General features: G+C 37.6%; 23 protein-coding genes and 1 pseudogene. 18 read left to right on the forward strand and 6 right to left on the reverse strand.

Annotated elements, in window-relative coordinates; translation table 11 throughout:
• Window positions 1–133: 133 nt before the first annotated feature.
• From LG375_RS08440 to LG375_RS08460, 5 genes are all read left to right on the forward strand, one after another.
• Window positions 134–2,740: an LPXTG cell wall anchor domain-containing protein gene (locus tag LG375_RS08440; protein WP_225745615.1), complete on the forward strand. Its 2,607-nt coding sequence runs from the start codon at window positions 134–136 to the stop codon at window positions 2,738–2,740.
• Between the two features lie 60 nt (window positions 2,741–2,800).
• Window positions 2,801–3,376, forward strand: coding sequence for a hypothetical protein (locus LG375_RS08445; RefSeq protein ID WP_225745616.1), 576 nt, complete (start codon window positions 2,801–2,803; stop codon window positions 3,374–3,376).
• Between the two features lie 67 nt (window positions 3,377–3,443).
• On the forward strand, window positions 3,444–3,755 hold the full coding sequence (locus tag LG375_RS08450) for a hypothetical protein (protein ID WP_225745617.1): 312 nt from the start codon (window positions 3,444–3,446) through the stop codon (window positions 3,753–3,755).
• A gap of 67 nt (window positions 3,756–3,822) precedes the next feature.
• The gene (locus LG375_RS08455) at window positions 3,823–4,884 is read left to right on the forward strand and encodes a DUF6287 domain-containing protein (RefSeq protein ID WP_225745618.1); all 1,062 of its coding nucleotides are present in this window, start codon (window positions 3,823–3,825) and stop codon (window positions 4,882–4,884) included.
• 267 nt (window positions 4,885–5,151) lie between these two features.
• The gene (locus LG375_RS08460; RefSeq protein ID WP_021143608.1) at window positions 5,152–5,352 is read left to right on the forward strand and encodes a Blp family class II bacteriocin; all 201 of its coding nucleotides are present in this window, start codon (window positions 5,152–5,154) and stop codon (window positions 5,350–5,352) included.
• A 143-nt stretch (window positions 5,353–5,495) separates the two neighbouring features.
• On the opposite strand, the gene mutY is transcribed toward LG375_RS08460, so the two are convergent.
• Entirely contained in the window at window positions 5,496–6,647 is a 1,152-nt protein-coding gene (mutY, locus tag LG375_RS08465; protein WP_070575310.1) for an A/G-specific adenine glycosylase, read from the reverse strand.
• 1,167 nt (window positions 6,648–7,814) lie between these two features.
• Window positions 7,815–8,768: a hypothetical protein gene (locus tag LG375_RS08470; protein ID WP_225745619.1), complete on the reverse strand. Its 954-nt coding sequence runs from the start codon at window positions 8,766–8,768 to the stop codon at window positions 7,815–7,817.
• Window positions 8,769–8,971: 203 nt separating this feature from the next.
• Between LG375_RS08470 and rpsF the strand changes: the two genes are divergently transcribed.
• From rpsF to rpsR, 3 genes are read left to right on the forward strand one after another with little or no spacing between them, the layout of a single operon-like run.
• Window positions 8,972–9,262: a 30S ribosomal protein S6 gene (gene rpsF, locus LG375_RS08475; RefSeq protein ID WP_003093185.1), complete on the forward strand. Its 291-nt coding sequence runs from the start codon at window positions 8,972–8,974 to the stop codon at window positions 9,260–9,262.
• Window positions 9,263–9,273: 11 nt separating this feature from the next.
• Window positions 9,274–9,792, forward strand: a complete 519-nt coding sequence (locus LG375_RS08480; protein ID WP_002891844.1) for a single-stranded DNA-binding protein — start codon at window positions 9,274–9,276, stop codon at window positions 9,790–9,792.
• Between the two features lie 41 nt (window positions 9,793–9,833).
• Window positions 9,834–10,073: a 30S ribosomal protein S18 gene (gene rpsR, locus LG375_RS08485; protein ID WP_000068665.1), complete on the forward strand. Its 240-nt coding sequence runs from the start codon at window positions 9,834–9,836 to the stop codon at window positions 10,071–10,073.
• Window positions 10,074–10,196: 123 nt separating this feature from the next.
• Here rpsR and LG375_RS08490 read toward each other — a convergent pair whose 3' ends face one another.
• Window positions 10,197–11,078, reverse strand: coding sequence for a DUF4300 family protein (locus tag LG375_RS08490; RefSeq protein ID WP_225745620.1), 882 nt, complete (start codon window positions 11,076–11,078; stop codon window positions 10,197–10,199).
• Window positions 11,079–11,233: 155 nt separating this feature from the next.
• Between LG375_RS08490 and LG375_RS08495 the strand changes: the two genes are divergently transcribed.
• Both LG375_RS08495 and LG375_RS08500 read left to right on the forward strand, forming a co-directional pair.
• Window positions 11,234–11,911 (forward strand): helix-turn-helix domain-containing protein, encoded by a 678-nt coding sequence (locus tag LG375_RS08495; RefSeq protein ID WP_225745621.1) that lies wholly within the window; start codon window positions 11,234–11,236, stop codon window positions 11,909–11,911.
• Window positions 11,908–12,873: an IS3 family transposase gene (locus LG375_RS08500; RefSeq protein WP_225745497.1), complete on the forward strand. Its 966-nt coding sequence runs from the start codon at window positions 11,908–11,910 to the stop codon at window positions 12,871–12,873. The genes LG375_RS08495 and LG375_RS08500 overlap by 4 nt, the downstream gene beginning before the upstream one ends.
• 117 nt (window positions 12,874–12,990) lie before the next feature.
• Here the strand turns inward: LG375_RS08500 and LG375_RS08505 are convergent, their stop codons facing one another.
• Window positions 12,991–13,662, reverse strand: a complete 672-nt coding sequence (locus LG375_RS08505; RefSeq protein WP_073689414.1) for a DUF1129 domain-containing protein — start codon at window positions 13,660–13,662, stop codon at window positions 12,991–12,993.
• Between the two features lie 68 nt (window positions 13,663–13,730).
• Window positions 13,731–14,675 carry a magnesium transporter CorA family protein gene (locus LG375_RS08510; RefSeq protein ID WP_013991181.1) on the reverse strand — a complete coding sequence of 315 codons (945 nt, stop codon included), beginning with the start codon at window positions 14,673–14,675 and terminating at the stop codon, window positions 13,731–13,733.
• 296 nt (window positions 14,676–14,971) lie between these two features.
• Between LG375_RS08510 and uvrA the strand changes: the two genes are divergently transcribed.
• The gene (gene uvrA, locus LG375_RS08515; RefSeq protein WP_225745622.1) at window positions 14,972–17,797 is read left to right on the forward strand and encodes an excinuclease ABC subunit UvrA; all 2,826 of its coding nucleotides are present in this window, start codon (window positions 14,972–14,974) and stop codon (window positions 17,795–17,797) included.
• A 70-nt stretch (window positions 17,798–17,867) separates the two neighbouring features.
• Here uvrA and LG375_RS08520 read toward each other — a convergent pair.
• A pseudogene (locus LG375_RS08520) lies at window positions 17,868–18,049 on the reverse strand (transposase); the annotation flags it as partial.
• On the opposite strand from LG375_RS08520, the gene LG375_RS08525 reads away from it, so the two are divergent.
• From LG375_RS08525 to LG375_RS08555, 7 genes are all read left to right on the forward strand, one after another.
• Window positions 18,043–18,171 carry an LPXTG cell wall anchor domain-containing protein gene (locus tag LG375_RS08525; protein WP_183136466.1) on the forward strand — a complete coding sequence of 43 codons (129 nt, stop codon included), beginning with the start codon at window positions 18,043–18,045 and terminating at the stop codon, window positions 18,169–18,171. The pseudogene LG375_RS08520 and the gene LG375_RS08525 overlap by 7 nt on opposite strands.
• A gap of 414 nt (window positions 18,172–18,585) precedes the next feature.
• Entirely contained in the window at window positions 18,586–19,134 is a 549-nt protein-coding gene (locus tag LG375_RS08530) for a YSIRK-type signal peptide-containing protein (protein ID WP_225745623.1), read from the forward strand.
• Window positions 19,131–21,485 carry an SEC10/PgrA surface exclusion domain-containing protein gene (locus tag LG375_RS08535; RefSeq protein WP_225745624.1) on the forward strand — a complete coding sequence of 785 codons (2,355 nt, stop codon included), beginning with the start codon at window positions 19,131–19,133 and terminating at the stop codon, window positions 21,483–21,485. The genes LG375_RS08530 and LG375_RS08535 overlap by 4 nt, the downstream gene beginning before the upstream one ends.
• Window positions 21,486–21,596: 111 nt before the next feature.
• Window positions 21,597–21,839, forward strand: coding sequence for a DUF3923 family protein (locus LG375_RS08540; protein WP_037602605.1), 243 nt, complete (start codon window positions 21,597–21,599; stop codon window positions 21,837–21,839).
• 174 nt (window positions 21,840–22,013) lie between these two features.
• Window positions 22,014–22,163 (forward strand): hypothetical protein, encoded by a 150-nt coding sequence (locus LG375_RS08545; protein WP_225745625.1) that lies wholly within the window; start codon window positions 22,014–22,016, stop codon window positions 22,161–22,163.
• 36 nt (window positions 22,164–22,199) lie between these two features.
• Window positions 22,200–22,400, forward strand: coding sequence for a hypothetical protein (locus tag LG375_RS08550; protein WP_037604727.1), 201 nt, complete (start codon window positions 22,200–22,202; stop codon window positions 22,398–22,400).
• A gap of 267 nt (window positions 22,401–22,667) precedes the next feature.
• Entirely contained in the window at window positions 22,668–23,528 is an 861-nt protein-coding gene (locus tag LG375_RS08555; protein ID WP_070437967.1) for a thioredoxin family protein, read from the forward strand.
• Window positions 23,529–23,636 lie beyond the last annotated feature (108 nt).

Genomic DNA, 23,636 nt, shown 5'->3' on the forward strand with positions numbered 1-23,636 from the left:
TAGAATATCTTGGAAAACCTTATTTTAAAAAGATTTAGCAATCCGAAATAATAATTTAAATTTTCAAAAAATACTTGACACTCTTAAATTTCGGGAGTAAAATTCTAACATAAAGTTAAAAGGAGAGAAAATTATGAAAAAGAAGCAACTTTTTTCTTTGCGTAAAAAGAAAATTGGATTGTGCTCTGTTATTTTAGGAATGGCTATTATCGGGGGAGCTCCACTGGTAGCACATGCAGATAGCGTAGATACAACAACGAACCCAGTTACAGAGCTTGTAGCTACAAGTGGAGGAGATAATACATCAGCGACAACACCAGTATCTACAGAGGCAATTACAGTTTCCCCTACAAGTGTGACAGAGATGGAAACAGGTGCTAATGTTGAGACAAGGAATATAAATAGTCCGGTTTCGTATATTGCTGATGAGACAAAGGAAGTCGGGGTGCGCGAAATTCAGAATCAAGGAAAAGATGGTAAACTAATCTTTGAAAAACAGGCAGATGAATTAACTGTTAAACGTGAAGAACCAATTGAAACGAAAGAAATCGTAGGAACTAAACCAACTGTCAGCACTAAAATAACAAAGGCTCCGACAGAATATCGATTGGATGAAGATAAGCCTTTTGGTGTTGAGAAAGTGGTCACTAAACCTGAGGATGGTGTTGAGACAACAACTACTAAATATCGCATAGCACCCGTTCTTCCTGAATTTGATGACAAAAAGGGACTAGATGATAGAATTAAAACATGGGTTCCATTTACGGTTGATAAAAGCAAAGAATTACCTAGTGATCAAATAATTGTTCAGTCACCAGATAAAGATAAAATCATTGATAATCTAAGCATTTATGACTTGCAATATACAATGATGTTGGTTTCGTCAACTGGATATTTGCGAGCAACTAACTTATTCCCTGTTGATATGGTTGATTCGGAAGACAATTTCAGACGTTACTTTGGTAGTAAGTATATCTCTGACCAATTATATGCTCAGATGAAATTTTATTATGAAGAGATTATGTCTCATAAATCACTTTTTTCTGAAGATGAGGTCCAAAATCTTGAAGATGTTAAGGGAATGTTTGAGACTTTAACTCAGCGATATAATAACAGTAAAGGTGTTTATAAGGTTAATATTGATTATCGTAATGTGAATATGTCTGAACAAGATAGAGTATGGTTTGAAAGACAGATTGATAAGTTACCTAACTCCATTAAACAGAATCTTTTAAAGTTGGTTGTGACTAATGATAAAATGCCTTCAGCTGATAAAACTGATAATGCCATTGCTATCTCTCTTCATAGAGGTCGTGAAATTTGGATGAATTTTCAAGATTCTTATACAAGAACCTTCTTGGAAAGAAATCGTCAGACAGGTATAGAGGAAGAGGTAAAAAAAGAAATCAATACGAAAAATGTAACTGATATTGATGATACCAAGAATCTGGCGCATCGTGCTATACTTCGACTCCTACTTCATGAGCTCTCTCATAATTTTGATCATGATAGCGGTCTAGCAGCGTCAGGCCCAATCGTGGCACCAATTGATGGCTTTTCTAATACAAAAGAATTTCAAAATATTTATAATAAATATTATAAAGAAAGTCCGTTGTTAGTTGATTATTATCGTAAAAATCCCGAGGAAGCATTTGCTGAAGGAATGGGAAGATACTTAGGATATAAGATTTATGGAATTCCTTACATTCATTATTTTATAAAAGATGGAGTTATTAGAGCGGCGTGGGAAAATGAAGAACATTACAATGACAAGAATGCGTCAAATCCGTTCGAGTTAACGATGTGGTACTATGCTGATTTGTACAATAAACTTTTTGAACAACCTCAAGATATTAAAGTCGAAGTAGCTACTGTCAAAAAGACTAAAACCGATGTTCAAAATGGTCTTGTGGTTTACGGTGCTAAACCTACTGAAAAAACAATAATAACACCATTTAAAGTTATTTATAAGTCAGATGACAGCAAGGACTTTGGTTATATTGCTGAAGTTGGTGGTAAGAATGGTGAAAAGATTATCCGCACAAGCTACGTTTTGAAAGATAATAAACCTGAAGCAGTTGAAAAAGTCTTGTCTGATATTGCTGCTGTTGATAAAGTGGTGACTAAAGGAACTAAGACAAAAACTGCTATTACTGATGTGATTCCTACTGCTATCAAGTATGTTCAAGATGCAACTCTTGATAAAGGAGTAGAAAAAGCAGATGACAAACATGTTGGTTCACGAGGTTACACAACAGTAACAACTACGTACAAGTTAAATCCTGTAACAGGGGAAATCACATCAAGTGAAACTAAAGTTGTTACACCTATGGTTGAAAAGGTTGTTTATGTTGGAACTAAGGTTACCAAAGTAGATGCTCCTAAACAAGTAGAGCAACCAGCTAAAAAGTCTGAATTGAAACCAGAAATCAAACCTGATCAACAACATCGTCCAGCTGTGAAACCTGCAGTATCAACTAAACCACAAGTAGCTGTTAGCCAAAAAACACCAAAAGTTGAGAAAGCTTATGTAGTATCAGCTAAGTTAGAACAAGTTTCTACTAATCAAGTCGCTACCGTGGAAGCTACACAAGCAGTAGTTAATCGCCGTGGTACAACAGACTACCAAGCAGTCCTTCCGCAAACAGGTGAAGCAGATACAGCTGTTTATGTCTTGGCAGGTTTGGGGATGATTGGACTTGCGGGAGTAGGCCTTGTAAATAAAGAACGTCGTAATTAAGAGAAATAGTCACAGCTTGTAAGATTATGACAAAGAATTAAGTTATGAAGGAAAATGAAAATGACAAAACAAGAAATTTTAGATTACTTATTAGAAAAAAGACAACTTGTTGCACCACTTGCTGTGGCTCAACAAGAAAAGCAAAAAAGAGAAGAAAGTTTAGCTAGTGTGAAGTCGCTATATAACTTCTTGGCTTACGCTAGTTTAGGATTATTTATTCTATTTGTACTGGTAGATTTTGGTACGACAAGTATGAGGCCAACATTCTTTTTCTTCTTTATTTTCATTGCTTTAGGTGTAAAGTATTTTTACGCTATTCCTAAGAAAAAGAGAGAAATTGCAGAAGTTCAAGCGGTTTGTGATGCGGAAGCTAGTACACCAGCTTATATTGAAGGTTCTAAAGGTTTTCCAAATAAGTTTTATAACTATACGGATATCTATCGTCTTTATAAATTGATTGAGGAAGGACGTGCAGACGAACTTAAAGAAGCTTTCAATCTTTTGGAGACACAACAGTATCAAGAAACAAAATTGTCAATGCAAGAAGAAATGGTTGCATTGCAAGCTGATGTCGCTAAATCAGCTAGAACAGCTGCCTTTGCTGCTACAGTTGGTGCAATATCGTCTAGACGTTAATAATCATTAGAGAGATTGAGAGAAACAACTTGGTCTCTTTGTATAAGAAGGAGAGTAATTAAGAACAATGAAAAAGTTATTTTTAGGATTGACATTTTTAGCTATGAGTGTGGTATTGGTAGCATGTAGTTCAGGACCTAAAGGAACCTATAAAGGAAAGTTGATGGGATCCGATGTAACGCTCCAAGTTGATGGTAAAAAAGGTACTATGACGGGTGAATCTAGTTGGTTGGGAGAAACTAAAGAAGAGCTTATCATTAATGCTAAAGAGAAAACGATGAAATCTGATACTGGTGCAACTTATAACTATACTCAAGATGGAGATACTTTAGCTATTTCTGGTGGCGGTGTGACTATTAAGTTTACTAAAGAAAAATAGATAGACTTATGCAAAAACGGCTTAACGCTAAAAATAACGTTAGGTCGTTTCTTATGAAAGGATAGTTATGAAAAAGAAATTTACAGGATTTGTGATCTTATCAAGTTTGTTCTTGCTGACGGCTTGTAACGCGACAAATACGGACATCTCAGGTTCAGGCGACAGCACCTCTAAGTCTGAGCAAGTGAGTGGTGATTCATCTGAGACTGAGGAAGTGAGCTACGATGAGCTCTACGCTTCTGTCTTGGACCTCTATCGTCCCATTGCTCTGAACGGCGATACATCAGCGGTTCCAAGTAACCTCTCAACTGAGGAAGCTTATTCAACTAATACGATTTTTGAAGCCAATAGAGTGGGTGAAAAAGTCCAATATAGCTATGTAGACATCAACGATGATGGCTCAGCTGAGCTTTTGATTGGTACTCCTGATAGTGTTCATGCTCTATATTATCTTGATAATGATGATAAGCCTGTTTTTGCTATAAGTGCTGGAACCTTTGCCAAGGGTGGTTACTTGAATACACTGCATTTTTATAAAAATGGGATTATTTATTCTCAGTTATTTCATAGAATGAAGCCTGAAGCAAAGGCTGAGACCTATGAAATCAAGGATGGAGTCTTTAATCAACTTCAATCGGTTGATTTCAGTATGTCTGAGACAACTGATGGTGCCAGTAAGGTTGGCTTAGGTAACGAACAGACTTTGGATTTATCTTCCGAAGATTGGTATGACTTTGACGACTCAAGTAGCGACGAGACAGAAGATAGCAGTAGCGACAGCAAGTCAAATAAAGAGACTAGTATGGACATCAATGCTATCCAAAATGGTGATTTTAGTAGTCTTGAAGGAACTTGGGAAAATGGAAGAGGAGACACTATTGTATTTAGCAAGGATAGAGTCACACAATCTGGTACAACTATTACATTGAAATTCGGAGAAGTAAAAGACGGTATTTTGAAGGAGTATAGTTGGGCGGGGGGACCTGTAGGAGGTTCACAACTTTTTATGATCCCTGCGGGAGTTTCTATTCCAAACAATAACGAATCTGATAATAGTAAAGATAGACTTTTAGGAACACAAAATGACCTAGAGTTTGGTCAATCATCTGATTTTTATTATCGTAAATAAAATATAACGGTTGGAATTCATATTCTCAATTGTTTCGTTCTCCATAGTGACATTTATGTCACTATTTTTTATTGGCCATCTCACCTATAATAAAAGCATAACTTAAGGATATAACTGAGAGCTAGCGACAGTTGTTTTTAAAATGAAAGGAGATAGAATAGACAGTTAATTTTAGGATATCTCTTAGTGATTAGTGAGGACACTAAGAGATTTGCAACTCACAATTACCATAAATAGAAAAATTAGTATTAATAAGGAGAAAATATATTGAAAACATCAGAAATGACACAACAAGTATTGACACATCAGGAATTATCAGTGGTTGTAGGTGGTGGATGTAGTTGGAACAATGCAGCTAAGGCAGCCCTCGGAACAAGTATCACGGGACTTATCACTAGTGGTCCAGGAGGAGCCTTGTTGGGATTAGCTGGAGGAGCAGTAAGTTACGGAGCGTTGTGTTGGGTATGATTGAATTTTTGATGTCAAAAAATGTGACTTATTTGGAATTGTTTTATATCTTTCTGGGAGTAGTTCTTTCAAAGGTATATCTTGCTTTGCGTGCCCGGAAGCACGCTAAACTTGACGCATAATAAAAAGGGTAGCACTCACTGCTATCCTTTTTTGCTGTCTTTATAAGTTTTAATCATTTTCTTCTGTGGTGTGGCCATTGGGAACTGGTCGAAGTCCTCAGCCGCTACCCAGCATAGCTCTTTATCGGTAGTGAGTTTGTTGTCATTGACGATCCCTTCCACCATCTCGATGGTCCATTTTTGGTGGCTGAAGGTATGTTTTACGGGTGTAAAACTATTGTTTGTCCACTCTGGTTTGAGGGCATAATTTTCCTCAAAAATAGCCTTTTGAGAGACTGTCTCGAGAATACTATCATCCTTTTCAAAAAGGCTGAGTTGTTGGTCGATAAAGTCCGTTTCCATGATAGGAAAGGACCAGAAACCACCTAGCAGACGTCCCTCGATATTTTTTTCGAGCAGAAATTCACCCTTTGCATTTCTGATAATAAAAGCCTGAATTTGCATAGGTTTAGGCTTCTTCTTAGGCAATTTGATAGGGTACTTGTCATAAGTTCCGTTGATATAGGCTGCACAGAAAAAGCGAATTGGACTTTCGTCTGGTCTTGGATTTTTAGCTGATTCGATATCGGTCCCAAGGTCCATAAGCGCCTGATTAAAGTCTCCTGGACGGTCAGGGTCAATCAAAATGTCCATAATCGCTTGGAAAATCTTACGATTTTTGGCGTCTCCGATATCGTAGTTAACCTCAAAGAGGCGAGCCATAACTCTCATAACATTACCATCAACAGCGGGCTCTGGGAGTCCAAAAGCGATGCTAGAAATAGCACCAGCAGTATAGGGTCCGATGCCCTTGAGTTTGGCAATATTGTCATAAGTATCTGGAAACTGACCATTAAAATCATCCATGATTTGTTGAGCAGCCTTTTGCATGTTTCGGACACGTGAATAGTAACCTAGCCCCTCCCAAGCTTTGAGAAGCTTCTCTTCTGGAGCTTCAGCCAAATCTTTAACTGTTGGGAACCAGTCTAAAAAGCGCTCGTAATAGGGAATGACAGTCTGAACCTGGGTTTGTTGTAGCATGATTTCACTGACCCAGATATAGTAGGGATTTTTAGTTCTACGCCACGGTAGGTCTCGTTTCTCTCGATCGTACCAGTCCAGGAGGGTACGACGAAAAGAGGCGATTTTCTCAGCATCCCACATGACAATGCCGTATTCTTTTAAATCTAACATGTCTCTATTGTAGCAAAGAAATCTTTTTTCAAAAAATTATGCGTTTTTCTGTTAAAAAGATTGACAAAAGTAAGCGTTTACATTATACTTAGAGTGTAAAGAAGATAAGGATTCATCAAGGAGGTAAAAGCCATGGTGAGAGTCAATATTTCAAGGTACAAAAACGGAGACTAAGATCTCTAAACAAAACAGTAGGCAAAACAAATAACTTTACCAATCATCTCTGAGGAGCGTGACCGCATGACAGTAGGACGTTACAAGAACGGAGATTAATTCAGTCGCATAAAATAGCTACAAGGGAGTGATACCACCAGAAGTCGAAAGCCAAACTCAAATCTGTTAACTTAAGAAAAAGTGAGGTAAAGCTCATGAGAAATGTTAGTAGGTATAAAAATGGAGACACTTAGGTTGTTGCGTAAAATAGCCTAAGGAGTGATACCCATGCCACACGAAACGTAAATCCTATATTCTTAAGATGAACGAGGTGAGTTCATGAAAAATATCAGTAGGTATAAAAACGGCGATTAAAAATGTTGCATAAAATAGCTACAAGGGAGTGATACCACCAGAAATCGAAAGCTAAACTCAAGATTAACGTCAAAAAGTGAGGTAAGGCTCATGAGAAATGTTAGTAGGTATAAAAATGGAGACACTTAAGCTGTTGCGTAAAATAGCTTAAGGAGTGATACCGATGCCAAATGAGTAAACTATCGACAAAAGTTAAATGCTTAAATCTTGTAACAAAGTACCGAGGTGACGCTTATGTTGATGTTTGATGTAAGTCGTTATAAGAACGGCGACAAGTAAAACTCATTGAGTGGTCAATGGGGAGATAGGTCTCAAATCATACGAATCAGAGGTGATTACTATGACGATGAATTTAGGACGTTATAAAAATGGAGACACTTCAAGTTATTGCATAAAATAGCTTAGGGAGTGATACCAATGTAATAGAGAATTTACAGTACATAAAAGTTATTTGTAAGTTGATGGAGGTAATCTATGATTGCTAGGTATAAAAATGGTGACACACAATGACTCCTCCTTATGAAAATATTTTTTACAAAATTCCAAAAGGATGTTCTAATGACAATTGAAGAATCTTAAAAGCTCATTCTAGCGTGTAAGAATGAGCTTTTTGATATGTTGAATTTTAGTGAAAGACTCTTAGTCCTTATTGTTTAACTGGACCTTTCGTAGGAGAGCCAGTCTTTTTTGTTCTTCGACTAGAGCCATAAAGATTTGGTACTGTTTTTGGAGATGTGGCAGGAAGCTCTTAGAAATCTTGCTATCAAAGCTTAGGTTGTTCAGAAATATGGGGGCGCTACTGTCTCTATAGATTTGTCCTTGGAAGAAGTAGTTGTCGGTCACGATATCAATTGAGATACGTGATGAGCGCCATCGACGTTTGCGCATGTACTTGGGTTTCCAACGAATCTTAAGTTGTTGGTCCTTGATATACCACCCCATGATGTCTATTTTAGCGGTCTGTTTCGTTTTGTCATCACAGTAGGTTACTGGTACGCTTAGAACCTGTTGGCTTCTTGGTGAGGTTAAGAAGGGATGAAAATCAGGAATGAAGTCGTAGTCCTTGCTGGATACTTCCGAAAGACCGTTTTCTTCTCGTATTTTGCCACGACTGGTGTACTTGAAGAAGTCAAAACTCTTACCTTGTCTTTCTAGTTGATCAGCCTCTAATTGATATCTTGTTACCTGGTCACCGATATTTTTTGTGGTCTTGAGGTAACGCATGATTTCTTCATCCTTGTAGTAAAGAGCGACGAGATTTTTTAGACGCTGACTAGGGTCCAGAGAGTGTAACTTGTCTGGAAAAGACAAGATTTGTATGCTAGGAACAGAGGCTAAAGGGACAGCAGCGATACCTGATAAGAGATTGTCTTGTTCAAAGAGGGAGACGGTATCAAAATGACTGGTATGACCAAGTTGATGTCTTATGTCAACAACAAAGAGGTTATTGTCCTGTTTGAAAGTGATAATGTAGGTATCACTCGGACCTAAGTTTTTAAGGTTATATTCTAGGGAAGTAATAGGAATATTATAGTAGTGGTTAAAGGTTGGAAGCCCTAGTTTTTCTCCTAATTTCTTTTTATGATAAAGCATTCTCTTATTTTAGCATGAAGTTTGGCCGGAGAAAAGACGACTCATAAGGCTTAATTTTTTTCTTAGCGATTCAAATTTCTATCTATTCACTTTTCCCTTGCATTATCCTTCAAACTTTGGTAGAATTATATCTTGTGAGTGCACCTCACTTACTCGTGGCGAAAGACCATGAGTCATTAGACCAAAAGAGGAGGAAAATATCAATGGCTAAATACGAAATTCTTTATATCATTCGTCCAAACATTGAAGAAGAAGCTAAAAACGCTTTGGTAGCACGTTTCGATTCTATCTTGACTGACAACGGTGCAACTGTTGTTGAATCAAAAGATTGGGAAAAACGTCGTCTTGCATACGAAATCCAAGATTTCCGTGAAGGACTTTACCACGTTGTTAACGTTGAAGCAAACGACGATGCAGCTCTTAACGAGTTCGACCGTCTTTCAAAAATCAACGGTGACATTCTTCGTCACATGATCGTTAAACTTGACGCGTAAGAAGGTAAATTATGATTAATAATGTCGTACTCGTTGGTCGCATGACCCGTGATGCGGAACTTCGTTATACACCAAGCAACGTTGCTGTTGCAACATTCAGCCTTGCGGTTAACCGTAACTTCAAGGGTGCTAATGGTGAACGTGAAACAGACTTTATTAACTGTGTTATCTGGCGCCAGCAAGCTGAAAATTTGGCTAACTGGGCTAAGAAAGGCGCATTGATTGGAATTACAGGTCGTATTCAGACTCGTAACTATGAAAATCAACAAGGTCAACGTGTTTACGTAACTGAAGTTGTCGCTGATAATTTCCAAATGTTGGAAAGCCGTGCGGCACGTGAAGGTCACAGTGGTGGTTCTTACAACGCTGGAGGATTTGATAATTCAAATTCATTCGGTGGTGGAGCTTCAACTGGTGGTTCATTTGGTGGATCACAACCTGCACAATCTACACCAAACTTCGGTCGTGATGAGAGTCCATTTGGTAATTCAAATCCAATGGATATTTCAGATGACGATCTCCCATTCTAAGAATGGACAAAACGAATTAAATATATAAAGGAGAAATAAACATGGCTCAACAACGTCGTGGCGGATTCAAACGCCGTAAAAAAGTTGATTACATCGCAGCTAACAAAATCGAATATGTTGATTACAAAGATACTGAGCTTCTTAGCCGTTTCGTTTCAGAACGTGGTAAAATTCTTCCACGTCGTGTAACAGGAACTTCAGCTAAAAACCAACGTAAAGTAACAACAGCGATTAAACGCGCTCGCGTTATGGCACTTATGCCTTACGTAAACGAAGACTAAAAATAATGCCCTCGACTGAGGGTATTTTTTTCTGCCTTGATTTTGTAGTTTTTTGTTATTTTTAGGCTTGTGTGCTGAGTTTTATTTTATACTTTAGAGAAAAAGAAAAACCAACTGGTCTTCTCATTTATCTTGAGGAGCTAGTTGGTTGTTTTGTGGTATATAGAGTGTATTTTCTAAGAAATCATCAAATTTTTGGTCGTTAACGAGGATATCGACATTATCTTTGAAGACCTTGAAGCGGTTGGATAACCAGTGTGTTTTGATATCTGCCCAATTATCGAAGCGACTCCACCTGTAAGGAAGTGTAGGGTCCTGTTTTTCAAAGACATAGATACTGCTATCTTTTTCATAAGCTATAGCCGTGTGGAAATTGCTGACATCACCAGGGCTATTTTGAAAGACCGATAGGAGTTTAACCTTCTCTGGAAACTTGAGTCCAGCTTTTTTCCAAGCTTTAAGGAGATCGTCTGTAGACTGATAGCTGATATTATCACCAAAAAGTAGACTGTAGAGAGCTTGATCCTTGGCAGTTAACTCTTTGTGGTGTGACTTAAGATCTATAAATTCGTTTTGAAGGGGGAGTTCTAATTTGGTGAGGTCCTCTGAGCTTGTAATAAGGTTGTGAAGAAGGAGGAAAGATGTTCGTCGACAGTTTAAGTCATCAGTAAAGTGTGATTTATTCTCTTCAAAAGTTTTTTCATTAAGGAAGGTGACGAATTGGTTTTGATCTTTGCCGATTTTACTTTTGGTCCATTTTTTGACAACTGGCTGAAGGTTTGTATTTTCCTGATTGTAACGAGTAATATAAGGGGCTAGATTGTTCCAGTCTTTTGTTGGAATGCCCTTGCTTTTTAAGGCTTTTGCTAGCTGTTTTTCCTGAGTGGAAGTCGTCACATTGTTAAAACTATAGTAAGCTTGATAGTTTTTCTGAGTATTCTTGTGGCCACAAGCCATAAGTAGTAGGCAGCAAGCAATGATTAGTAGAGGGAATTTGATACGCATCTATTGGAATTCTTTCTTTTGTCTATTAACTTTAACATTCTAGTATAGAATAGCCAACTGTGTCAAGATTTCTGACGTAAAAAAGCACCCATAATGATATGATACCTCTTAAGTAGACAAGGTAAATACCTAAAATCTACTTAAGAGGTATTTTTATGTCTAGAAGAGAAAGGTTCACCCCATACGAGAAAGAACAAGCTTGTCTCGATTATATTAATGGTAATCGTTCCAGATCTGAAATATGTAACTGTCTCCATATTTCCACAAGGACGATTCAAGATTGGGCTGCCATCTATAAAAAATATGGGATTTTAGGATTCACAAAGAAAACAAAAAACCGTTCCTATTCAAAAGAATTTAAAATGGAACTTGTAGAAAAATGTATTAGTGGTGAGGCTTCATCTATTGATTTAGGTCATCAGTATGATATTTCTTCAGGACTTTTAAGAAAGTGGATTAGGATGTATAATGCCAATATAGAACTTAAGGATTACAATCCAAAACGGGAGGTCTATATGGCAAAAACAAGACGTAAAACCACTATTGATGAACGCAAAGAGATTGTCAACTATTGTATTGAACACAATCGCAATTATAAGGAAACGGCGTCACTTTATGATGTTTCTTATAGCCAAGTGTATTCGTGGGTGAAAAAGTATGATAGTGATGGTGAAGAAGGTTTAGTTGACAAAAGGGGTCATCACAAACTAGATGATGAGGTTGATGAATTAGAACGTTTACGAAGAGAAAATGTGCGCTTAAAACGTCAGTTAGAAGAAAAGGATATGGCTGTTGAACTCTTAAAAAAAGTGAAAGAATTCGGAAGGATGTGAGGCTAGGCAAACAGCGCCACGAATCAAAATACTTAGCGATCGAAGACTTCAACACCAATAAAGGGTGGAGCATTAGCTGGATGTGTCATCAGCTCGGCATTACGAGGTCTGCATTTTATAAATGGAAACATAGAATAGTTCCAGAACAAGAACAATTAAACAGCGAAATTGCGGAATTAATTAAAGAATATGACGAACGTTTCTCGCATATCTTGGGATATCGAAGAATGACAGAATGGATCAATCATTTCAATCATACGAATTACTCGAGAAAGAGAATTCACCGAATTATGAAAACACTCGATATTCACGCCATTATCCGTAAGAAAAAGAAAAAATACAAGACTGCTAAGCCTGAAGAGACTGTAGAAAATAAGTTAGCAAGAAACTTCTATACAACTGCTCCGAACAAAAAATGGGTAACAGATGTTACAGAGTTTAAGATTCCTAACTCTCATAAGAAACTCTATCTTAGTGCCATACTTGATTTATATGACCGTTATCCTATTGCTTTTGTCATAAGTGGTCGAAATGACAATCGGCTAGTCTTCAAAACATTTAACAAAGCTATTGAAAAAAATCCCACAGCTAAGCCTATATTTCACAGCGATAGAGGGTTTCAATATACCAATAAGAACTTTCAAAAAAAGCTGAAAGATACTGATATGGTTCAATCCATGTCAAGAGTAGGCCATTGTATTGATAACGGACCAATAGAAGGTTTTTGGGGAATTATAAAATCGGAAATGTATCAGATGTATGAGATTTCAGATGAGGCCTCCCTCCGATATGCCATCAAAGACTATATCCGATTTTACTGTCAAGAGAGTCCACAAAGTAGGTATGACTGTAAAACGCCTCTAGAAGTAAGAAACGTTGCCTTATCATCAGAACATCCTTTGTCATACCCAATCGCTAAGAATAACAAAATTGAAAAGTACAAGTCTAAGTGGTCTGCATAAAAAAACAGCCGTACATTTATTTTGTACGACTGACCTTCAAAAACAGACACTTTTTAGATATTTAACCTGTCTACTTGACAGGGGGCATATCATAAGGGTGCTTGAGGTTGAGATTGATTAAGATGCAGGTGCGTAAGTACTTTGAACGTTGTAGTGACGTTTGAAGAAGTATTTGGCAACACCAGCGATGACACCAATGATAAGGATCACAATTGGTGAAAGACCAGGGTTGAGGTAGCTTGGAAGAAGGGCTGTAAGACTGAAGAGAGCAAACCATGCAATAAAAGAGAGTGTGATGACGGTCATGCTGAACCACCATTTTGGACGTTCTTCTTTTGGTTTGTTATTGTGACGGTAGATGTAGTGATAAGGGGTATACATAGCAAGACCTCCAATGAATGACACTGAAAGAAGGGTTGTGAGACCGTAGCTAGTTTGTGTACCTGAGAAACCAAAGATTGCGTTCATGATAGCAACGATGGCTAGAAGGAAGAGTGAGGTATCAAGCCACATCTTCCAAGGTGTTTTATCTGTTTCTGGCACTTCTTTGGTAGGCTTATCAGTTTCAGGTTTTTGGTGTTTTTCAGGAGAGAAACTAGCAGCCCAAACAGTTGGAGCACCAAGGAGTCCACGTCCTGTAATTCCTTTTTTCTGATTTTCGATAAGTTCAGGAATGACATTGCCAAGAATGTCTTTGATTTCTTGGTCTGATTTACCATCTTTGATGAGTTGGTTAGTTGCGATGTGGATAAATTCTTGGTTTTTCTTGGTGAGTTTTTGGATGTCCATGAGATGACCTTTCGATAAATAGTATTATTTTTTAGTTTTGTAGTTTAGGGAAAAGAAGAGGCTCTATGTTAGAACCATTTTTTCCTGATAAAGTAGATAACAACGCAGGATGACCCGAAGGCTGCCATGAAGAAGATGACCCAAAAGGCGTTATCTAAATCGTTTAGAGGCATAGAATTGTTTTTAAAGTTCATACCGTAGGCGGAGAAAATAACGGTTGGGATGTCCAGAGCCATAGTCATGAGAGCGAGTGTTTTCATGATTGTGTTCTGGTTATTGCCGATAATAGAGGCAGAGGTTTCAGCCATGGCATTCAAGACATTTTCATAGATGCCTGCCATCTCAATGGCCTGTTGGGTTTCAACCAGCGTATCTTCCAAGAGATCTTCGTCCTCGATATATTTTTTCAAGCTAGAGGCGTTACCTGTTAGCTTTTTGACAATTCGCTCATTCATTTTAAGTGAGGCTTTTAGGTAGACAATGGATTTTTCCAATTCCATCATGTCAATCAAGTGCTCGTTTTTAGTCGCATTTTCCAACTGAGCTTCCAATTTATCACTCTGACGGTCGATAGAGCGTAGGGCAGTTAGGTAAAGTTGAGCATTGCGATAGAGAATCTGAAAGACAAAACGGGTCTTCATGAAGGTGTAGAAGTTACGTACACGGTGGTTGAGGAAGTTATCCATGAGACTAATGTCCTCAAGACAAGTAGTAACAACCACCTCATCGGTAACGATGATACCCAATGGAATAGTGACGTAGTAGCTTTTGTTATTACGCTCTTCATGGGTTGGAACGTCGACCAGAATTAGGGTGTAGTCATCTTCGACATCGATACGTGAAGTTTCTTCCACGTCCAGAGGGGCACGGAGGTCTTGAATATCAATGTTAAACCGTTCTGCGACCTTCATGGCTTCTTCTTGGGAAGGGTTCACCAAATGAATCCAAGCACCAGGCTCGAATGTTTCAATTTCTTTGAATTCTTTTCCGGTGGATAAGAACATTTGTTTCAATGGGAACCCCTCCTTCGTCATTAAGTAAGCGCTAGCGTCTTGATTATAAAAGGATTTTTACAATCGCTTTTAAGTCCAATAAACACTGCTCTTAGCTTTTTTTAGTGCTGTCAAATGAGGCTTGGGATGATGTTCCTTGCCTTTTTTAGACACTCCACCATTATACTACATTTGAAACATTTTTGGGCTGGATAAATTGAAATTTTGTTATAATTATGAGAGAAAGTCGGGATGGATTTTCCATCCGTCTGTAGAAAGGAGCGGCAGTAGCTTTTGGGCTAGGGCCTCTTAAAAATATGCAAGATAAGTTAGTGATTCATGGAGCAAGAGCTCACAATTTAAAAAATATCGATGTGGAGATTCCGCGTGATAAACTGGTGGTGGTGACGGGTTTGTCAGGTTCTGGTAAGTCTTCCTTGGCCTTCGATACCATCTATGCAGAGGGGCAACGTCGTTATGTGGAAAGTCTCTCAGCCTATGCCCGCCAGTTTTTGGGAAATATGGAGAAACCTGATGTGGACTCGATTGATGGTTTGAGTCCTGCCATCTCCATTGACCAGAAAACAACAAGCAAAAACCCTCGTTCGACGGTCGGAACGGCAACGGAGATTAATGACTATCTTCGTCTCCTGTATGCGCGTGTGGGTGTTCCTTATTGTCCTAATGGTCATGGAGCCATTCAGTCGTCCTCTGTGGAACAGATTGTGGACGAGGTTCTAGCTCTTCCTGAGCGTACGCGTATGCAGATTTTAGCACCAATTGTTCGTCGTAGAAAAGGGCAACACAAGGCCGTTTTTGAGCGTGTGCAGAAGGACGGTTATGTTCGTGTTCGTGTAGATGGTGAGATTTACGATGTCACAGAAGTGCCAGAGTTGTCTAAGTCTAAAATGCATAATATAGAAGTGGTTGTGGACCGCTTGGTGAATAAGGATGGTATCCGTAGTCGTCTCTTTGATTCGGTGGAGGCGGCCCTCCGTTTAGCAGATGGCTACTTGATTGTGGATACCATGGATTATAATGAGCTGCTTTACTCAGAACATTATTCTTGTCCGGTTTGTGGCTTCACAGTGCCAGAGTTGGAGCCTCGTCTCTTTTCATTCAATGCGCCATTTGGCTCTTGTCCGACCTGTGATGGTTTGGGTAATAAACTAGAAGTTGATATGGATTTGGTTATCCCTGATGCTAGTAAGACCTTACGTGAAGGTGCTCTGGCGCCTTGGAATCCTATTTCGTCCAACTATTATCCAGCCATGCTTGAGCAGGCTATGGAGCAGTTCGGCGTGGATATGGATACGCCATTTGAAGAACTTAAAAAAGAAGAACAAGATTTGATTCTCTACGGATCTGGGGATCGTGAATTCCATTTCCATTATGTTAATGATTTTGGTGGGGTGCGTGATATTGACATTCCTTTTGAAGGGGTTGTGACTAATATCAATCGTCGCTACCACGAGACCAATAGTGATTTCACTCGCAATGTCATGAGAGGTTATATGAATGAGCTGTCATGTCCAACTTGTCATGGCTATCGTCTTAACGAAGCGGCACTCTCAGTTCGTGTTGGTGGTGAGAATGGCTTAAATATTGGTCAAATCTCTGATTTGTCTATTTCAGATCATCTTAAGGAAATCGATAACCTTGAATTAGGTGAAAATGAAGGAGTGATCGCTCGTCCAATTGTTAAGGAAATCAAGGATCGCTTGACTTTCTTAAATAATGTAGGCCTTAATTATTTGACTCTCTCTCGTATGGCTGGAACCCTTTCAGGTGGTGAGAGTCAGCGTATCCGTTTGGCGACACAGATTGGCTCTAACCTTTCTGGAGTCCTATATGTGTTGGATGAGCCTTCTATTGGGCTTCATCAGCGTGACAATGATCGCTTGATTTCAAGTCTTAAAAAGATGCGTGACCTTGGCAATACCTTGATTGTGGTAGAGCATGATGAAGATACCATGCGTGAGGCTGACTGGCTTATCGATGTGGGACCTGGTGCTGGTGCCTTTGGTGGTCAAATCATGGCCTCTGGAACCCCAGAGGAAGTGGCTAAGAACAAGAAATCAATCACCGGGCAATATTTGTCAGGTGCTAAATCAATTCCTGTACCGACGGAACGTTCTGTGGGTAATGATCGTTTTATCGAGGTTACAGGAGCTAGCGAGAATAACCTGAAGAATGTATCTGTCAAGTTTCCACTTGGAAAGTTGATTGCAGTCACAGGTGTTTCTGGTTCAGGAAAATCGACTTTGGTTAACGGAATTCTCAAGAAAAAAATTGCCCAAGAGCTCAATCGTAATAGTGAGAAACCTGGTAAACACAAATCAGTGACAGGCATTGAACATATCGAGCGATTGATTGATATTGACCAAAGTCCAATTGGGCGTACACCTCGTTCTAATCCAGCGACTTACACAGGCGTCTTTGACGATATTCGTGATCTTTTTGCTCAAACCAATGAGGCCAAGATTCGAGGTTACAAGAAGGGGCGTTTCTCTTTCAATGTCAAGGGAGGTCGTTGTGAAGCCTGCTCTGGTGATGGTATTATCAAGATTGAGATGCATTTCTTGCCTGACGTCTATGTCCCTTGTGAGGTTTGCCATGGCACACGCTATAATTCTGAGACCTTAGAAGTTCGTTATAAGGGCAAGAATATTGCTGAAATTCTGGATATGACAGTTGATGACGCAGTTGACTTTTTTGCGGCTATTCCTAAGATTGCTCGTAAGGTTCAGACTATCAAGGACGTGGGGCTCGGGTATGTGACTTTGGGACAACCAGCAACAACCCTATCAGGTGGTGAGGCTCAACGTATGAAACTGGCTAGTGAGTTGCACAAACGCTCTACTGGGAAGTCTTTCTACATTCTGGATGAACCGACGACGGGTCTCCATACAGATGACATTGCTCGTCTTTTGAAGGTGCTTCAGCGTTTTGCGGATGATGGCAACACTGTTCTCGTGATTGAGCACAATCTAGATGTTATCAAGACCGCAGACCACATCATCGATTTGGGTCCTGAAGGCGGTGTCGGTGGAGGTACCATCGTAGCTACAGGAACTCCAGAGGAAGTAGCAGCTGTTCCAGAAAGCTACACGGGACAATATTTGAAAGAAAAATTGAAATAAAAGAAGAAGGCTCTATGAGTCTTTTTTTGTGGCTCCTTGTCAACTGTAGTGGGTGACGAAAAGCTAACATCTAGAGAGGACCTGATAGGTCTTCTCTTTTTTTATGTTCAGAGTGATGAAAACACGCTTCCTAAAGTTAATAAAGTTTCTAAAACCGAAGCCCAGACGTTTAATATCTTTGATAAGCTTATTGGTCCCCTCCAATTTTGCATTTGAGTAATGTGTTTCTAGTGCGTTTTTGAAATATTGTTTATCCTAAAGGACCAACACTCCCTGAAACAGGTGATGATGCGTCTATGGCAGCTATGGCTCTCGGAGGAATCCTTGCGGTAGCTGGACTTGGTTTGGCAGGGAAACGCAAAAAAGAAGACTAAATAGTTAATAGGTTAAATCCCTCAACATAGTTAGTTAGACTATTTCAGTTTTCGAAAAAATAGACTCATCCCGAAAGGGTGGGTCTCTTTTGTGTTTAAAACAAACATTAAAAAAGACTGATAAAAATAGTTGTCAGATTATTATATTTTAAAAACTAAGGAGAGGAGTTCGAGGCTAAGTGTAGAGTGTTTCTCAATAAAATCTCTTTATATGAGAATACATTGGCTGTCTTGACTCTTGTAATAAGTGTGTAGAAATTAGTCTTTCTAAGATTATAAAATAAGAAAATAATAAATAAATGTTATCTTCTATTGAAAATCCACATTTTTGTGATAATATAATGGAAAGGGGGATTAGAGTATTATTTAGGAAGGGCAATTGGATAGTGAGATTTCCAATTGTAGTGAAAAATAATGTCTAACGATTTATTCAACAAAAAGAAAAGTCGATTTTCAATTCGAAAATTGAATATCGGGGTTTGTTCGGTGTTACTTTGTACTTTAGTCATGATTGGCACAAGTGCACAAGCAGATGAAAACACTGATACGTCGGTATCAGCCTCTGCACCAGTAACAGCGTTAACTGAAACGACACAGTCATTGCTGAATACAAGTGCGACGCCTGCTACAAGTAGCGTATCAGAGGCACCAGTGGCTTCAAGTTCTGTTACTCCAGCAACAGGGACAGCGTCAGCACCTTCAGCAACACCAAGTTCAGCAGCCACTACAGCAGAAACAGAAACTCCAAATAATGAGAGTAATTTAGTGATAAAAACGGAAGTTGGAAAAACAACAGAAGCTGATGTTGCTAAAGAAAAGCAAAAGTCTGATGAAGCTGAAAAAACACTGGAACTAGAAAAAAAAGAAGCAGATATAAAGGTTGAGTTAGCAAAAAAGATTCTGAAAAAGTTAATAAACTGGAAAAAGATGCTGAAGAAGGTTCAAATGTTACGGATAAAGTGATTGATGAAAAAGCAGCTGAACTTAAAAAGTTAGAATCTAATAAAGAAAATGTTGCAACGGAAATCGATAAGTCTAAATCAGAAGTTGAAACTGCGAAAAAAGATAAAGAAGATAAAGAAAAAGTAGCAAAAGAGAAAGAAGAAAATTCATCTAGTATTGCAAAAGATCTTAAATCAAAACAAAGTGAAGAATCTTCACTTTTAGCGAAGTTAAAAGAAGATAAAAATAAACTAAATACATTAACTGAGTCATTAAATAAAATAGCAAAAGAGAAAGAAGAATCTGAAAAAGCGTTAGAAAAAGCTCAAGCCGCTTTAAACAAGGCAAAAGAAGAAGAAGCAGAAAATCTAAACAAAATAAAACAATTAGAAGCTAAGCGTGATAATCAAAAAGTTGTTTTAAATAATAAACAAAAACAATTAGATAATGTAAAAGCAGAAAAAGAAAAAACCGAAGATGAAATTAAGAAAAATGAAGCTATTAATGAAGCTATTTTTGGAATTAAAGGAATCTTAACAGAAATTAAATTCGATCAAGAATTTGTTGATGCATTAAAAGCATATCAAAAAGCTTCATTTGAAGAACAACAAAAAACAATTGGAAGTGTAGTTGCTAAAGAAAAAGAAGCAGTTAAAAAATATCCAATCTTAGATACAGATTCTATTGATTATTCTAATAGTGAAAAAGTAGATGTTAATAATTTATCTGAAAAAGACCAAATTTTATTAACACAATACTTTAACTACTTAAATAATCAAGTACGTAAACAATTTGGCCTAGCGCCAGCTAAAACAAACTTAAACGTATTAAAATTTGCACAAGATATTGCTAAATATACAAAAGAAAGTGGATTTAAAGATCCAGACCACGATAATCGCTCTATTAACAAAGCTGCATACGAAAATGGAATTGATAAAACTGATAGAGGAACAGTGTACAATAGATTTGAAAGTTTAGATGCAAAATCGGTTGATAAAGACGACTCTCAATCAAATATGGTAGCAAGAAAATTCCTATTCGATTCTATCTATCAATCAGTACAACGTTTCTACCATGAAGGAAGAGCGAATAATCATTATTATCATGCTAAACACTTAATGAATACAGAAGACCAAACGTTTGGAACATACTTCGTGTTAACACCATCAGATAGTAAATACTATAACTGGCTAAGATTAGGTGTAGTAAGTGTACCTCCGCGTTATGGAGTAACAGACTATGATGACAACGGGAACCCAATTTATGAAAAATTCGATAAATTATGGGGTGCTAAATCTGAAAAAACTCTACCGTTATTAGAAGTTAAAGATACTACAGAATTAAAAGCTAATTTAGAAAAAGCGAAATCTGAAATAACACGTATTGAAAATGAAAAAGCTGCTGAAGAAAAAGAATTAGCAAAACGTGAAGATGAATTAAAACAAGAGCAAAATAAACCATCTAAACTTAATACAGCTACTCAAGCATTCAATAGTGCAAAAGAAGCTAATGATAATAATGAATCAATTTTAAATTCAACAAAAGCTGAAATAAATAAAGTTAATGCTGTAATTGATAATGATAATAGTCAAGCAAAACAAGTGAAAAACGACATTATTAAATTATTAAGTGATTTAGCTAAGGCTAATTCTGAATTACAAGATGCAAAATCAAAATTAGATAGTGCTAAAAAGAATGAAGAAATATTAAAATCTGAATTAAAATCTTTAGAAACTGAATTAACTAGCTTAAATAATAAAATTCTAAATAGTACTGAAGAGAAAGAACGTTTAGAATATATTAAAAATAATCATACGTTAATTCTTAAAGAGTTAGAAAAATCTCGTAAAGATTTAGAAGTTTCTAGTAAAAACGCTAAAGATGCTTTAGAAGCACTTAAATCTCTTGAAAAAGAAGCGAAAGAAACATACGATAAATATTTACAAATCAAACGTCAATATGATATGGAAAATTATACTTGGGGGGTTACAAATAATCCACCAGTAGTTGATTTACCAGAATTATCTGTTGAAGATTTAGAAAAAATCTTGGCAAATGATACAAAAACTCCAGACACTGTATCAAATGTTAAACGTGAAAGATTTGCTAAAACATCTAAATTTAAAGGTAAAGCTCTAGTTAAACCTGTAACACCAACATCAGTTCCTGTAAAAGAAGAGGTTCCAGCTCTTCCATCTACTGGTGAAAAACTAACAGCAGTTTCTGCAGCAGTAGGTGCAGCTAAAGAAGAGGCTCCAGCTCTTCCATCTACTGGTGAAAAATCAACAGCAGTAGGTGCAGCAGTAGGTGCAGCTATGGTGACATCAGCATTGGCCTTGTTTGGTATCTCAACTTACAAACGTAAACACTAAGATAAATTATAGAAAACTAGGAAGATGATCTTCCTAGTTTTTTTTGCTTTAGGCTGGTTTAAGTTGAGTTTGCTATTCTATGGTTAAGAAAAAAGATACAGGAGCCAGACTATGGTTAAAAAGCGTTTTTTTATAGGATTTAATGGTATTCTTCTAGCCTTATTTCTAGATATTTGTCTTTTAATTAGTATTCGTACAGTGGATCATCACGGCCATTTTCAATCAGCAACAGATAAATGGGAAACTTTGCTTTATGTTTTAGGAATTTATTTTAGTTTTCTCCTTTTTGAAGTAATTTTTTATCTTATTCTGAAACACCGTAGAAATAAACAAGTTTTGGAACAGGTCTTATAAAGGCCTGTCTTTTTGTGTTCAGTGGTAGTGACATTTATGTCACTATTTTTTTGAAAAGGGAGAACTTATAATGACCTTATACCCAAATCCACTAGGTCTCCAAGACGACTAAATCTTTGTATAGTCCAAGTGGTCATTGCTGTATTTATTTTTGAAAAGAAAGGAGAAATAAGAATGCGAACTAAGGCATATGGTGAAGAGCTCAATGCTGAAATCTTAGAAAGTGTTACAGGGGGTGGTTTTGTATCTAAAACTCAAACCTTACCTGAACGATTGGGTTGGAACAAATGGTGGTTGAAAAGAAGACCTCCTTATGGCGATTAGAAGTTACCATGAGCACCAGATATGGGAAAGAGGAGTATGGATAAACAGAAGAATAATCTTATTAGAAGCTTAAGCATTGTTATCGTGATTGTCTGGCTATTTATTGTGATCATAAATGCTACGCTAAGTTTCACCGAAGGCGTTGCCTTTATTGACCATTGTCTCGTTTGGTCAACACTTTCGCTAGCTTTTTCTTTGTTTGCACTTAGGGTAGCGGGTAAGGATAAGGAGAAATGATTTTCTCTGTTGATTACTATAGTCTTAGGTTGAGTTTATTTGCTTAGCCTTTTCTTTTTATCTTTAATCCTATGGAATAGTGACATCTATGTCACTATTTTTTATTTCGTTAAGCTCTTATAATGAAGTCATAGCTTGGACTTAGTGGCTAAAATATTAATATAAATAGAAAAAGGAGAGGAACATGGTAATTAGTGTCATGGTACCATTGCTTTTGTTAATTGGTAAAAAGTAAGATGTAACACAGTAAACAAATAAGGAGAATACATGAAGAAAATACAATTTATTTTGATGGCGAGTTTTGTTTTAGGTACTTGCCAGTTGGCGGTGCTTAGTGGAGCAGCGGATGAGTTAGATGTTAAGGAATCTACAGTCGAATTATCCAATAATTCTGTTGAGAATGGTGAAGTAGAGAATGTGGAAGTTTCTTCTGAAACAGCTTCTCAACAGGTAGCTGAGAAAGTTGAATCTATTAGTGAGACAAAGGAAAATTCGCTTCCTCAATCATTACAGACAGGAGTGGTTGAGACAGAAGTAAGGTCCGAAGAGATCTCGGTTGAAACTTATGAAAAGAATCTTGAAAACCTGAAGCCAGTCTCTTATAGTGATGTCACAAATATGTTGACTGAAGATGGCGGGGACCATATCCTTTATGTTGGCCGGCCAACCTGCTACTATTGTCGTCAAAATTCTCCGGTTTTGAAGGATTTCAATACCCTGATTGATGGTCAGCTTCTTTATTACAATACAGATTCAGATCAGTTGGACCGTGAGTCTCGTAAAATACTATTTGATAAGTTAGGAATTCCAGGGACTCCAAGTGTCATTCGTCTCAAAAATGGTCAATTGGTTTCTGGCTATCTTGGCAGTGCTCCAGATGCCCGAGCTATTTATCAGGCTGTTTTCAAGGAAGAAACTGAGAAAACAGAGGCACCAGAGGGAACAGAAGTAGTAGAGAAGGTGGAAAATCCCTTACCTGAGTCCCCTTCTGAAGATACTATCAAGGATAGTGATAAGGATGTAATTAATCATACTGAAGGGTCTGTTACTAGCCTAATGTCTCAAATTAAGCAAGTTTTTAGGAATCTAACAGATCTGCTTATAAGTCTTTTAGGGAAATTTATCTAACAGACTATTTTCTAAGTTGGAGAAATAAAAGAATTTATCAAATATGATTACCAACTATCTACGAAAAGCGAGCCTTTGTGTAATGCTAATAAAGTCAGAGTTTGATCT

Source organism: Streptococcus sp. Marseille-Q3604 (genome assembly GCF_916619785.1).
GTDB lineage: Bacteria > Bacillota > Bacilli > Lactobacillales > Streptococcaceae > Streptococcus.